Below are 13,668 nucleotides of genomic sequence, written 5' to 3'. Positions count from 1 at the left end.
TTAGTGCTGTTGCTTCTGTTTCGCCCCGCCACCGGCACCTTCATCCTTGCCCGCTTTCACACGGCTCTTTTCGTCGTGGCTGCTCTTGTCATCCTTCTTGCCGGCGGCCGAATTCACGTCCGCTTCGGTTTCCGGGCTGCCGGACTGTTTGTTCTGCGTACCTTCCGATGTCGATTGGGTCATGGTAAATCTCCTTGTGGCAGTGAAAAAAACGAATAAGCGTGGCGTCGCCTTAGTGCAGCGTGGCGCCGGCGTCGTGCCGGGCCCACGCCGGAATGTGTGCGAGGCCCGCGCGTGCCCCCACCTCCAGCCTGGCAACCGCTGCCATGATGAGGTCGGGACGAGCGTAGTGCAGCATGTGCCCGCAGCTTTCTTCCAGCTGCAAGTCGCTGTGTGGAACTTCTTGATGGAATCGCACCGCATGGCTCTCGGCGCTGACCAGCTGGTCACCCCAGCCGGCCAGCACGGCAATCGGCAGGCGCAGCTCGCCGTAGCGCTGCGACAGGCGCGCGGCCGCAGCCGTCATCATGCCGATTTCGGCGGCGCTGGCGCCCAGCTGCGCCGGCCGCAATGACATCCAGGCGGGAAACTCGCTGAAGCGCTCCGGTACCGCGGCCGGGCTGAACATGCGCCGCGCCAGGGCGGGCCAGAGCAGGCGGCCGAGCAGTGGCGCCAGGGTATTCCTCAGCACCTGCCCCAGCAGCGGCAGCGCGGGTGCCGCCGCCAGCGGCGCATCGAGCCGCACGCTCGGATAGTAGTAGCCGGACACCAGCGTAATCCCCCGCACATAGCGCGGATAATCGAGCGCCAGCGCCAGCGTGACCAGGGTCCCCCAGGCATGCCCCACAATCACTGGCCGCTCGACGCCCAGCATGCGCAAGGCCTTGTACATCAGGCGCGCCTGCGCTTCCGGGGTCCAGCTGGTGTCGCCGGGCCGTTCGCTGTGCCCGAAACCCGGGCGGTCGAACGCGATCACGCGATGCGATTCGGCGGCCGTATCGAGCAGGCCGCTGAGCGCGAAGTCATCCGCATGCAAATCATTCCCGTGCAGCAGCACCAGCGCTGGTCCAGCGCCGTGCTCAAGATAATGCAGGCGCACGCCATCGACCTCGATGACATTGCCCTGCGCGGGATTGGCCAGCTCGGCCTCGCGTTTCCTCGCTTGCACGTACACCGCCGACGCGGCCAGGCCGGCGGCGGCGAGCAGGGCGATGCTGCCCCAGCCGGGCGTGCGCGGTTCGGTAAAGGTTGAAATGCGGTGCGGCATGGCGCTACGGTCGTAAGGCATGTTTTTCCTGCGGCAGGTTGATGAGTGGCTGTCGTGGACATACTGTGCCTGCCGCGCTCACTGCCGGTCTGTGCGCCAGTCAACAGTGTGCGCACCTTCGCGGGCTGCGCGCCCCGCTCAGCCTTGCAGTTGCAGGTAGGCGGCGCTGACCGCGTCAGGGCCATACAGCCGCTCCAGCCGGCGCACCGTGAAATGGCCGCGCGCCATGGCCTGGAAATGGTTGATGAACAGGGTGTTGACCAGCGCGCCGCCGGCCGCGCCAATGATCGGCACCATCATCGCCGCCGCCTTCTGCGACACGTGCACATTGAAGCGGGTGGCGATCTGGGCAATCAGGCGCACCAGCGCCGGCGCGCTTTCGCTGGCCAGGCTGTGTTTGGCCAGATAGACCGTGGCCTCCGACATCGCCTGCGCCAGCGCGATGCGGGCCGCGTAGTAGCCCGAGTCCGACGCATCGTCGGCGGCTGTCTTGCCGCCCAGCGAAAACACCATCAGGCAAGCCAGCTGCGCTTCACCCGAGGCGAGGTTTTCGCCTTGCGCGCGGCCGATGTCGGCGATCGAGCGCAGCATGACGACCGTGGACACCGGCAGCTCGACCGCCAGCCCGGCGATGCCGAAGGCACCGCCGGCCGCGCCGCTCAGCGCCACCGCCGCGCTGTGCAGCTTGGGAAAGGACGAGGTGCCGGACGGGCGCAAGGTAGCGTTGGCCACGTTCAGGCATTTGGTCAGCGATGCGTTGGTGACGGCGGCAATCTTGCTGGTCCACGCGGCGGGGAGGGCCTTGACCGCCGCTTCGAGCGGCATGCCGATCACGTCGGTAATGCGCGCCACGTAACCGGGATGCTCCAGCAGGCGCTTGGCTTGCTGCAATTCGGCCAGGTGTTCCTGCGACAAGCTCGATGCGCCGCCGGCCGGGTGTTCACGTTCCATGATTCCTCGCTGATCAGATGCCGCTGCGCACGGTGCGCCGGGGCGATGCGTGGAGTATAGGCGAGTCGCGCCCCGCCGGCCCACGCACGCGAACGCGGTAGCGCAACGCTGCTACAATTCGCGCATTGATGGCGCTAACATTTCCCAAGGATACCGATGCTGCCGCCCCTGACACTGCCTTCCCAGCCTTCCCAGCCTTCCCTGGCACGCCTGGCGCTGCGCCTTGCCCTGGCCGTGCCGCTCGGCTGGAGCGTGGCGCGAGGCGCGGCGGCGGCCCAATGCGGCGGCCTTGCCCCCGCCGGCACGCTGAGCGCCGCGCGCGTGCCCGGCACGGCGCCGACCCACGCCGAAGCGGGCCTGTACGAAGGCCCGGTCTGGATCGGCGACTCCCTGTATTTTTCCGATTTCACCTTCGGCCCCGGTTTTCCATCGCGTATCCAGCGGCTGGGCCCGGACGGCAAGGTCGGCACCGCGCTTGCCGACAGCGGCAGCAACGGCCTGGCGGTCGATGCGCGCGGCAACATCGTTGCCGGCACCCACAAATACAAGGGCGTATCGCGCTTCGCGCTCCCCGGCGGCAAGCGCACCCTGGTGGCCGGCAGCTACAACGGCAAGGTCTTCAATTCGCCCAACGATCTCGCCATTGCCGCCGACGGCACGCTGTATTTCACCGATCCCGCCTTCCAGCGCGACGCCGCCCCAGGCGGGCAGGATGCCACTTATGTCTACCGCGTGGCCCCCGGCGGCAAGGTGACGGTGGTCGAACGCGGCATCGCCAATCCGAATGGGGTGGCGTTATCGCCGGCGGGGGATATGCTGTATGTAAATGGTGGCGGCGAGCATGGCGTGCTGCGCGCCTATCCCATCGTGCGCGGCGTGCCGGGCAAGGGACGCGACCTGGTCACGGGCCTGGCCGTGCCGGACGGGATGACGGTCGATTGCCAGGGCAATATTTACGTGACCGAACACACGGCGCAGCGCCTGCGCGTGTTTTCGCCGGCCGGCAAGGAGCTGGCCGTGATCAGGGTCGACGCCAACATCACCAACGCCGCTTTTGGCGGCGCGGACGGCAAGACCTTGTACATGACGGGCGCCGGCGCGCTCTGGCAAATCCGGCTGGGCCTGGCCGGAAAGCCGTATTAGGAGCACGAGGGCGCGATTTTGATGATTTGTGTTAAGAGTCGAACATACGCCGCCGGTCCGGGTGCGCATACTTGGTTCATGCAGTAAATGTTCTCACAGAAAGACATCATGAAAACCGCGCACTTGACCGTTTCCCGCCATGCCCGCATCGCCATGTTTATGCGCTGCACTTCGCGCCGGAGCGTCTGAGATGAAAACCACCAAACCCGATCCCCAGCCAGCGTCGCGCATCGAACGCGAAATCGCGCGCGAGCGCGAGCAGCGCCACAAGAACGATGACGAGCGCTCCGGCACCAGCCCGGCCTCCGATTTCCGCATCAAGGATGCGCGCGAAAGCAGCGATTCCGGCATTCTGCACCGTTCACGCTCGCGTTACGCCTGAGCCAGCGCGGCAGCGACGCCCAGCCCGCGGCGTCGCGGATGCATTGCTGTCTTGACACGCTTGACTGACACAACCAGAATGGGACGTTCTGGTTGCCGGCGGCCGCGCCGCGACCGCTTTTGTCAGGAGCAAGCCGTGACCCGTTTCCGCAATAATTCCGATCGCCTGCTGGAAGTGACCCTTCAAAACGAGAAGGTGCTTGCCATCGCCGGTTCCATGGTCGCCTATACGGGCACCATCAAATTCGAAAAATCCATCCTCGGTGGCGAGGGCATCTTCGGCGCCCTCAAGCGCAAGGTGACCAACGAGGGCATGCAGCTGATGCAAACCTCGGGCACCGGCACCGTGTTTTTCGCCCAGGATGCGGCCGAAATCACCGTGATCGCGCTGGCCGGCGAAAAGATGACCATCGAGAGCAGCAGCCTGCTGGCCTACGATACCTCGCTCAAGACCGGCACCAGCTTCGCCGGCCTGCGCGGGGCAGCCTCGGGCCAGGGCCTGTTCAGCACCACGGTCGAGGGGCAGGGCAACATCGCGGTCATCTCGCGCGGCAACCTGATCATGCTGGAAGTGACGCCCGCCAATCCGCTGCGCGTCGATCCGGACGCCTTCGTCGGCTTCAAGGGCAATATCACCCAGGAATTCGTGTTCGACGTGAACTGGCGCACCATGGTCGGCCAGTCCTCGGGCGAGTCCTACCAGCACAAGTTCACTGGCCAGGGCGTGGTCTTCATCCAGCCTGCGGAACGCTGACAGGGCGGCGCGCACGCGCTCATGAACAATCGAATTATCTGGAGAATGCCATGCCGGCGTATCAGCAAATCAATGAAAAAATGATTGAGGTCAAACTCAATAATGAAGAAGTCTTTGCCAAGAAGGGGGCGATGATTTCGTACCAGGGCGAAGTCGCGTTCAGCCGTTCCTTCCTGGCGGGGCAGGGCGTGCAATCCCTGGCGATGCGCGCCGCCACCAACGAGGGCTATTCCCTGATGATGGCCAAGGGCAGTGGCTCGGTCTACTACGCCTACGATGGCTTGTTCGTCACCATCATCCCGGTGCGCGGCGAAACGCTGTACGTGGAAAGCGACAATGTGCTGGCTTTCGACGCGCGCCTGACCGCCGGCACCATGTTCCTCGGTAACCAGGGCGGCATCCAGGGCATCGCGCGCGGCGCCGTGTCGGGCCAGGGTTTGTTTACCAGCACTTTCCAGGGCTCGGGCGAGGTGGCGATCCTGTCGGACGGCAACGCCATCGGCTTGCCGGTCACGCCCGCTGTGCCGGTCTGCGTCGACCCGCAAGCCTATATCGGTCACACCGGGCAGTTGAGTTCCGCCATCATCACCGACCTGAACTGGAAGACGTTTGTCGGCCAGGCCTCGGGCGAGTCGTATCAAGTCAAATTCACCGGCCAGGGCACGGTCTACATCCAAGCGAGCGAGAGGTAAATCATGACAATCTACAATCCAGCGAACTTGCCCAAGAACGATAACCTGAACCGGTTTGCCTTCGTGGTCGACGTGAGCGACCAGATTTTCATCCGCAAGGGCAAGATGATCGCCTTTTACGGCAACCTGAGCTTCGAGGCCATGGGCAGCAGCGTCATCGACATGCTGGCGCGCCACGCCTTCAACGCGCCGAAATACATCCACAACTTCGTGGTGGCGCAGGGCCAGGGCCAGCTGATCTTGGGCGACAACGGCAACGACCTGGCTTGCTATGACCTGGATGCGGCCAACATGACGATCCGCGCCAAGAATCTGCTGGGCTTTTCCAAGAACGTGATTTGCCAGGAATCGACCCTGCCGGGTTACCTGACCCTGCTCGGGACCGGCAAGGTGATCGCGTCCTCGAACGGGCCGGTGCACTTCATGGAACTGCCGTGCCGGGTCGATGAGCAGGCCGTGCTGGGCTGGGCCGATTGCCCGAGTCCGTCGTACCGCTACGATTACGAGCACGTCAAGGGGTTCATCTCGACCGTGGGGGCCATGACCGGCTTTACACTGTCGGGCGAGGAAAAGCAGGTCGACTTTACCGGCAATGGCACCGTGCTGGTGCAGTCGTCCGAGCTGGAACTGAACGGCAGTTCGACCTTGTCGCATTTGCTGGCGCAGTTGCCGATGCTGGGCAAGGAAGAATTGAGCCAGCTGGGCATGTCGATACAGCAGCATAGCCAGCAACGGCGCTAAGGCTGCCGGCGGCGCTAGCCGTGCGCCGCCGTCTGCTCGGCCACCGGCTGCACGGCGTGCATGCGCACTGCCCACACCACGCCTGCAATCAGCAGCACAATCGCCGCCATTTCCAGCATCCTCGGAAACTGGCGGTGGTAGACAAAGCCATACAGCAGCGCGAACAGGGTCTCGAACAAGATCAGTTGCCCCGACAGGGTGACCGGCACGCGCCGGCTGGCGATATTCCACAGATGGTTGCCGATGACCGATGCGCCCAGCGCGAGCAGGGCGTTGGTGATCCAGAACGCCGTCCAGTTGCGTCCGCTTGCCATGCCTGCGGCGCCGGTGACGTCGCCATGCCAGATGGCGAAGGCGAGCGCGCCGACCGCCAGCGCAATCAGGCCGCTGGCCATGCCGTACAGCGCCGACCATTCGGCGCTGCTGAAATGCGCATTGCGCTTGAGGAAGCGCGCATTGTCGAGTGCGTACCAGCTCCAGCACAGTAGCGCACCGAAGGCGCACAGCACGCCCAGCAGGGTCGCGCCGGGCGACGCCCCGCTGGCGCGCGCGTGCAGGAACACGTCGACATTAATACAGGCGATGCCGGCACCCACCACCAGCAGCGGCAGCGCCAGTTGAGACAGGGGAATCGCGCCGTGATCCTTGCGCCCGAGCAGGGTGACGGTAATCGGCAGCAAGCCGATGATGAGCGAGGTCGGCGCTACGCCCGCCAGCTTGACACCCAGCGCCAGCAGCATGTAATAGACGATGTTGCCGGCCAGCGCGTGGCGCACCAGCGCGCCGCAATCGCTGCGGTCGAGCCGTTTCATGAGGCCGCGCAGGCGCGGCAGCATCAGCCCGGTGGCGATGGCGCCGTAGGCGATGTAGCGCCCCACGGCCAGTTCGACCGGCGAAAACGCCGCCAGCAATTCCGGCACGATGAACACCATGCCCCACATCGCGCCGGCCAGCAGGCCGCACAGTACGCCATTCCACATCGATATATTCCCGCCGGGCATTTATGCCAAAGTCCGCCAGTGTCGCACGAAGCGGGCAGGGCCGCAGGCGCTCTGAAAAAGTCTGAGCGGACGGCCCATTTTCCATTGGAGCTAGCTACGCCGTACACTTAGCCGTACCGGCACTGGCGATGGCGTGTCAACAGAGTAGGGATTACCAACGCTGGCCATTGGACACGAGATTTATTGCCGGGATGAGCAAGTGAAGGTGTAGGGTATTGATATGGACCAACGTGCTCTAATTGTTCGACTTGAAATGTCGCTTGCAGACTATGCCGGGGCTGATGCGACTGCCCGTGAGGTGATTCTCGCGGGACTGAGCTGGCCCACTGACACCATGTCTGGTTACTGGCAGGGTCTGGCAGTTGACTGGATTGAACAGGGGGCGGCAGTGGACGCTGAAATGGTAGCGCTTGTGAATGTAATCGCGACGACGGCGAAGCTCCCGCAACAGCTTCGCCACAAGGCTCGGGAAATTGTGCGTCGCTGGCAGTCTGAAAACCACAATTTTCAGTTCAGACAGTAATCGGCAAACCCAGCAGTCGAAGATTTTTCGCGGGCTACACCCCTTCATGTGACAGGGAGGCGCGCTAAGGCGGACATCTTCTGCCGTTTTCTCCGAATACATGGATACGCGCCAGCGGCGCACCGAGCGTCAGATGCTGGCCGACCTCCCAGTTGGCATCCGGATCGGACCGCACCACTACCTGTTCGGAACTGCCGCCAACGCTGGCATACAGATACGTCCCTTCGCCCAGCCGTTCCACCGCGAACACGGTCGCCGGGATGCCATCCACCGCATCGGTCACGATGTGCTCGGGCCGCATCCCCAACGTGACGTGCGCGCCGGGCGTCATCCGGGCGCCTACGCACACCATCAACTGGGTGCCACCGGCCAGCGCCACCACCGCCTGGCCCGCGTTCCACTGGCGGATTTCCCCGCGCAGAAAATTCATCGGCGGCGCGCCCAGAAAACCCGCCACGAACAGGTTGTCGGGCCGGTGATACAGCTCCAGCGGCGCGCCCACCTGCTCGATGCGGCCGGCGCGCAGCACCACGATGCGGTCGGCCAGGGTCATCGCCTCGACCTGGTCGTGTGTCACATAGATCATGGTGGTGGCCAGGGTGCGGTGCAGCCGGGCCAGTTCGATGCGCATCTGCACCCGCAGCGACGCATCCAGGTTCGACAGCGGTTCGTCGAACAGAAACACGGCCGGCTGGCGCACGATGGCGCGTCCGATCGCCACGCGCTGGCGCTGGCCGCCTGACAGTTCCTTGGGGCGGCGCTGCAGCAGCGCCTCGATCTGCAAGGTGTGCGCGGCCTTGCGCACGGCTTCGTCGATCTGCGTCTTGCGCTTGCCCGCCAGTTTCAGCGCGAACGCCATGTTCTCGTACACAGTCATGTGCGGATACAGCGCGTAACTCTGGAACACCATGGCCAGCCCGCGCTGCGCCGGCGGCACGTCGTTCACGCGTGCGTTATCGATCAGGATGTCGCCGCCGTCGATGTCTTCCAGCCCGCAGATGGCGCGCAGCAGGGTCGACTTGCCGCAACCGGACGGGCCGACAAAGACCACGAACTCGCCATCGGCGATATCGAGGTCGATTCCATGCAGGACCGCCTGCGCCCCGTACGACTTGCGGATGCCTGTCAGTTGAACTTGTGCCATCTCAGGCCGCGCGCAGTACGATGACCACGCGGTGCGCGGCGCCGTCGGCCTTCATCGGGATCATGGCCGCGCCGCCTTCGATTGGCGCTTCCTGGCCGTCGAGCGAGGCGGCCACCACCAGCGTGCCATCGCCGATGGCGTCGTTGATCACTTCGATGTGGTAGCTGGTGGCGCCATCCGGCAGGCGGTAGCGGATGCTGAAACGCGGCCACGCCGCCGGCACCACCGGCTTGATGCGGATCGCCGCGCCACCCACCAAGGTAAAACCGAGCACCGATTCAAGCGCGACCCGGTAGGCCCAGCCGGCCGAACCCGTGTACCAGGTCCAGCCGCCGCGCCCCACATGCGGTTCGGCGCCGTAGATGTCGGCCGCGATCACGTACGGTTCCACCTGATAGCGCGCCACCGCTTCCGGCGTGAGCGAGTGGCTGATGGGGCTGAGCATTTCGAGCAGATGCGCGGCGCGCTCGTTGCGGCCCGCTTCGGCCATCGCGCGCACCGCCCAGCAGGCGGCGTGCGTGTACTGGCCGCCGTTTTCGCGCACACCGGCCACGTAGCCCTTGATGTAGCCGGGGTCCTGCACGGTGTCGACAAAAGGAGGGGTCAGCAGGCGGATCAGGCCATCGCGGTCCGACACCAGCCGCTCTTCCATCGCGTCGAGCGCCATGTGCGCGCGCTCTTCCGGCGCCGCGCCGGAGATCACCGCCCAGGCCTGCGCCAGCGCGTCGATCTGGCATTCGTCGCTCTGGCTCGAGCCCATTACCGCGCCATTGTCGTAAAAGGCGCGCCGGTACCATTGGCCATCCCAGCCTTCGCCGTTGAGCGCGATGGACAGGTGGTCGCGGTAGGCACTGTAGGCGGCGATGCGTGCACTATCGCCGCGCTTTTCGCACGCAGGCAGGAAGTCGCCGATGATGCGGAACAGGAAAAAGCCCATCCACACGCTCTCGCCGCGGCCTTCGCGCCCGACCCGGCTCATGCCGTCGTTCCAGTCGCCGGTGCCCATCAGCGGCAGGCCGTGCGCGCCCTTGGTGAGCGAGCGGTCCAGCGCGCGGCAGCAATGCTCGTACACGTCGGCGCTGGTGCCGGCCGGCTGCGGCTCCAGGAATACTTCATCTTCGCCGTCTTCCAATTGCGGCGCGCTGAGGAAGCCCGCGACTTCATCGAGCACGCTCCAGTCGCCGGTGGACTTGAGATAGAAGGCGGTGATGTAGGGTAGCCACAGCAGGTCGTCCGAAAAGCGCGTGCGCATGCCTTTTTCCAGCGGGGCGGGATGCCACCAGTGCAGCACGTCGCCTTCCACGAACTGGTGCGCGGCGTGCAGGCAGATCTGCTTGCGCGTCATTTCGGGCAGGGTGTAGATCAGGGCACTGGCATCCTGCAACTGGTCGCGAAAGCCGTACGCGCCGCCCGACTGGTAAAAGGCCGTGCGGCCCCAGATGCGGCAGCTCAGGTTCTGGTAGGCCAGCCAGCCGTTGACCATCAGGTCGATGGCCGGCACCGGGGTGTCGATCTTGATGGCGCCCACGGTGTCGTGCCAGAACTGGCGCACCTCAAGCAGCGCCTGGTCGACCGCCGCGCCGCTGCGATAGCGCCGCACCAGCGCCTGCGCATCCTCGCTGGAGGTGGTTTCGCCCAGCAGCACGGCAAATTCGACCTGCTCGCCAGCGGCGATGGTCAGGCGTGCCTGGAACGCGGCGCATGGATCGAGAGCGGGGCCGGTGCGTCCATCCAGGCGCGCCTCGCCCAGCGCGGCCGGACGGGCGGTGGTGCCCTGCGGGCCGATGAAGGCGGCGCGGTCGCCGCTGTGAAAGCTGGCGCTGGCCGGCGGCGCGATCAGGGCGGCGAAGGTGACGCCGTCCGCGAACGGACCGGCCATGCGGCTGGTGGCCAGCAGCACGCCGGCGTCCCAGGTGGTGCACACGTGGCGCGCGCTGTCCGCGCTTGAACCGAGCACCAGCTGCTGGAACGAGAACAGCGAGATGGTGCGGCTGCGCGTATCGGTGTTACGCACGCGGATGCGCACGATCTTGAGCGGGTCGTGGCGCGGCACGAACACCGTGCACTCTTGCTCGAAGCCGTAGCTGGCATGGCGGAAGGTGGTGTAGCCGAAGCCGTGCACCGCTTCGTAGCCGGCGGCGGCCGGTGCCGGGCCGGGCATGGGCGACCACCAGCTGCCGTCGTCCTCGTCGCGCAGGTACAGCGCTTCGCCGTGCGGGTCGCGCACCGGATCGTTGAACCAGGGCGTGAGCCGGTGTTCGCGGCTGTTGCGGCTCCAGGTGGTGCCGGCGCCGGTTTCGCTCACCAGTACGCCCACTTGTTCGTTGGCGATCACATTGGTCCAGGGCAGGGGCGGGCGCGACAGGCCCGTGGCGCCATCCCAGGCGAGCCGGATCACGTATTCCTTGCCATCCGCGGAAAAGCCGCCGTCGCCGTTGAAGAACTGCAGCGGCGCGGGTTCGGCGTCGTCCTGCACGTGCTTGCGCTGCGGTGGACGGGGCGGGCGCAAGATGCTGGCGCGCGGCGCGAACTCCGGCAGTTCGCCCTTGACCACCATGCGCGCTTGCGCGGCGATGCGATCGAGGTCGGCGCCGAGCACGTGCATCGGGTCGAGCAGGGTCACCGGGCCTTGCAGGCCGGGCCAGTCGGCGGTGGCGCCGACCAGCACCAGGTGCAGTGGCAGGGCCAGCGCATCCCAGTAGCGCGCGGCGTCCAGCAAGGCTTGCGCGTGCGGGTCGCGCGCACCGATCGCGTGCACCACGCACAGCACGCGGTCCTTGGGTAAACCCAGGTCGTCGGGGATGGTGCCGCTCGATACGCGCGCGTCTCCCGGGCCGCGCAGGGCGCTCTCGCCATACAAGATCGCGGCGGCCAGCGCTTCGGCGTACGCGGCTTGCTCGGTGTCCAGCGCCAGTACGGTCAGGAGGGCGGCGCGGCGTTCGCCCGCCGTACGCGCCGCCAGTTGCGGCGACGGCGCGCTGGCCAGCAGCGCCAGTGCGGCATCGCGCTCGCCCGCCGCGCCCAGCGTGAACGCGATGACGGCATTCGCGTCCGGTTCCAGCGTGACGTTGCGGCGCAGGCTGAAGGACGGATCGAGTACGTTGCCGGCGGTGCCCGATAGCGGTGCGCTTGCCGCCAGGGCGGCCGGTGCCCCCAGGCTGCGGCCACGCCCGATGAAGCGTTTGCGGTCGGTTTCGACGCCGGCGTCTTCACCGCCGCTGGCCGCGTGCACCAGCCAGATGCATTCTTCGCCAGCGCCGCGCGGACGGCGCCGCGCCAGCACGGCGCCGGCGGCGGGAACCGATTCGGTCTGCACGAACAGCTTGGAAAAAGCCGGATGCGCGGCTTCCGCGTCGCGCTTGTTGAGGACCACTTCAAGGTAGCTGGTGACCTCGATGCGGCGCGCCCGCGTGCTGGTATTGAGCAGGGTCAGGGTGCGCAGCTCGACGTCGGTTTCCGGCGCGACCACGATGTCGAGCCGCGCTTCGATGCCGAGGTGGCGGCAGGTCAGCCACGCGCCGCCATCGTCGCCGCCGAAGCCATAGCGGGCGCCGGCGACGGCACAGGGCTGGGCGCCGACCGACCAGAACTCGCCGCTGTCGAGATCACGCAGGTAGATAAAGTAGCCGTCGCCATCTTCCACCGGGTCGCCCTGCCAGCGCGTCAGCGCATGCGCGCCGAGGTCCGTCGCGCCGCTGCCGGCAGCCGTGACGAGCACCCGCAGATGACCGTTGGAGAGAAAGCGGGCGCCGGCGGCTGGGCTGAATGGAATCGGAGTCATGGGCAGGAAACTTGTTTTCATTTGGGGATGAAGCAATGTAAGCGGTTACATCGTGATAAATTTTACATGACATCTATGTTAAAACTGTGAAATTTCGACCATCCGGCGTGTTATTTTCGATGAAAAATTTACAAAAAAACCACGGTGTGTTGGGCCCGATTGGGTTACATTAGGAAAAATGTAATCGGTTACCCGACTTCTATGCAAGGGGAATGACAAGGTGGCGTTTTTATGGCCGTAACGATCAAGGATGTGGCGCGCTTGGCGAATGTGTCGGTCGCGTCGGTGTCGCGCGCGTTGAACGGCAGCGGCACCGTGACCGAGGAGACGCGCAAGCTGGTGTTGGCTGCCGCGCGCAGTTTGCGCTACATTCCGCACAGCGGCGCGCGCAGCCTGTCGACCAGCCGCACCCAGACCATCGGCGTGGTGCTGCCGGACCTGCACGGTGAATTCTTTTCGGAGCTCATTCGCGGCATCGACATGGCGGCGCACCGGCGCGGCCTGCACCTGCTGGTATCGAGTTCGCACGGCGATGCCGGCGAAGCGGCAATGGCCATGCGCGCCATGAGTGGCCGGGTCGATGGTCTGATCGTCATGTCGCCCCACGTGGACGCCAGCTTTTTGGCCGACAACCTGGCAGGCAATCTGCCCATCGTGTTGCTCAACACGCGCGCCACCGGCCACGATTGTTCGGCCCTGGCGGTCGACAACCACGGCGGCGCGGCCGACATGGTGCAGCACCTGGTCGAGATGGGACACCGCAGCATCGTCATGATCGCCGGACCGGCGGACAACTTCGAGTCGCAGGAGCGCCTGCGCGGCTTTCGCGAGACCATGGCGCGCCTGCTGCCCGGCGTGGCGCGGTTCGAGCCGGACGTGCTGCGCGGCGACTTCGGCGAGGAATCGGGCTACCGCGCGGGCCAGCAGCTGCGCGCCCTGAAACGCTTGCCCGACGCGGTGTTCGCCGCCAACGACATGATGGCGATCGGTTGCCTGTTCGCGCTGGGCGAGGGCGGACTGGTGGTGCCGCGCGATATCGCGCTGGCCGGCTTCGATGACGTGCCCACCGCGCGTTTTGTCGCGCCGCCGCTGACCACGGTGCGGGTGCGGATCACCGAAATGGGCAGCCGCGCGCTCGAATGCCTGGCCTTCGAAATCGAAAACCCGCAGGGGACCAAAAAAACCGTGCAGGTAGTGCAGACGGAACTGGTGGTGCGGCGCTCGTGCGGCGCGCATGCGCAGGGCGTCGCGGATACCGGCAATAAAGAATAACGACAACGGGAGAAATGC

At 65.8% G+C, this 13,668-nt stretch carries 13 protein-coding genes; 7 read left to right on the top strand and 6 right to left on the bottom strand.

Annotation, left to right across the window (positions count from 1 at the left end; all coding sequences use genetic code 11):
* From PO883_RS29475 to PO883_RS29465, 3 genes are all read right to left on the bottom strand, one after another.
* Entirely contained in the window at positions 1–183 is a 183-nt protein-coding gene (locus PO883_RS29475; protein WP_167092795.1) for a hypothetical protein, read from the bottom strand.
* Positions 184–232: 49 nt separating this feature from the next.
* Complete coding sequence (locus PO883_RS29470) at positions 233–1,288, bottom strand: alpha/beta fold hydrolase (protein WP_289312938.1); 1,056 nt, start codon at positions 1,286–1,288, stop codon at positions 233–235.
* Positions 1,289–1,405: 117 nt separating this feature from the next.
* Complete coding sequence (locus PO883_RS29465; RefSeq protein WP_289312937.1) at positions 1,406–2,218, bottom strand: EcsC family protein; 813 nt, start codon at positions 2,216–2,218, stop codon at positions 1,406–1,408.
* 156 nt (positions 2,219–2,374) lie between these two features.
* Between PO883_RS29465 and PO883_RS29460 the strand changes: the two genes are divergently transcribed.
* The 5 genes from PO883_RS29460 (at position 2,375) to PO883_RS29440 (ending at position 5,929) form a co-directional block, all read left to right on the top strand.
* A complete protein-coding gene (locus tag PO883_RS29460) occupies positions 2,375–3,361 on the top strand; it encodes an SMP-30/gluconolactonase/LRE family protein (RefSeq protein WP_289312936.1) in 987 nt (328 codons plus the stop codon).
* Between the two features lie 190 nt (positions 3,362–3,551).
* Entirely contained in the window at positions 3,552–3,743 is a 192-nt protein-coding gene (locus PO883_RS29455) for a hypothetical protein (RefSeq protein WP_289312935.1), read from the top strand.
* Positions 3,744–3,878: 135 nt separating this feature from the next.
* Positions 3,879–4,496, top strand: a complete 618-nt coding sequence (locus tag PO883_RS29450; RefSeq protein ID WP_289312934.1) for an AIM24 family protein — start codon at positions 3,879–3,881, stop codon at positions 4,494–4,496.
* Between the two features lie 80 nt (positions 4,497–4,576).
* Entirely contained in the window at positions 4,577–5,188 is a 612-nt protein-coding gene (locus PO883_RS29445; RefSeq protein ID WP_373890115.1) for an AIM24 family protein, read from the top strand.
* A gap of 3 nt (positions 5,189–5,191) precedes the next feature.
* Positions 5,192–5,929 (top strand): AIM24 family protein, encoded by a 738-nt coding sequence (locus PO883_RS29440; RefSeq protein WP_289312932.1) that lies wholly within the window; start codon positions 5,192–5,194, stop codon positions 5,927–5,929.
* Positions 5,930–5,943: 14 nt separating this feature from the next.
* Here PO883_RS29440 and PO883_RS29435 read toward each other — a convergent pair whose 3' ends face one another.
* Positions 5,944–6,909, bottom strand: a complete 966-nt coding sequence (locus PO883_RS29435) for a DMT family transporter (RefSeq protein ID WP_289312931.1) — start codon at positions 6,907–6,909, stop codon at positions 5,944–5,946.
* Positions 6,910–7,150: 241 nt separating this feature from the next.
* On the opposite strand from PO883_RS29435, the gene PO883_RS29430 reads away from it, so the two are divergent.
* Positions 7,151–7,453 (top strand): hypothetical protein, encoded by a 303-nt coding sequence (locus tag PO883_RS29430; RefSeq protein WP_289312930.1) that lies wholly within the window; start codon positions 7,151–7,153, stop codon positions 7,451–7,453.
* Between the two features lie 64 nt (positions 7,454–7,517).
* Here the strand turns inward: PO883_RS29430 and PO883_RS29425 are convergent, their stop codons facing one another.
* Positions 7,518–8,597, bottom strand: a complete 1,080-nt coding sequence (locus tag PO883_RS29425; protein ID WP_289312929.1) for an ABC transporter ATP-binding protein — start codon at positions 8,595–8,597, stop codon at positions 7,518–7,520.
* 1 nt (position 8,598) lies between these two features.
* Complete coding sequence (locus PO883_RS29420) at positions 8,599–12,378, bottom strand: GH36-type glycosyl hydrolase domain-containing protein (protein WP_289312928.1); 3,780 nt, start codon at positions 12,376–12,378, stop codon at positions 8,599–8,601.
* Positions 12,379–12,609: 231 nt separating this feature from the next.
* On the opposite strand from PO883_RS29420, the gene PO883_RS29415 reads away from it, so the two are divergent.
* Positions 12,610–13,650, top strand: coding sequence for a LacI family DNA-binding transcriptional regulator (locus tag PO883_RS29415; RefSeq protein ID WP_289312927.1), 1,041 nt, complete (start codon positions 12,610–12,612; stop codon positions 13,648–13,650).
* Positions 13,651–13,668 lie beyond the last annotated feature (18 nt).

The organism is Massilia sp. DJPM01 (genome assembly GCF_030348125.1).
Lineage (GTDB): Bacteria > Pseudomonadota > Gammaproteobacteria > Burkholderiales > Burkholderiaceae_D > Telluria_A > Telluria_A frigida.
This window is presented reverse-complemented; position numbering and strand designations above follow the sequence as displayed.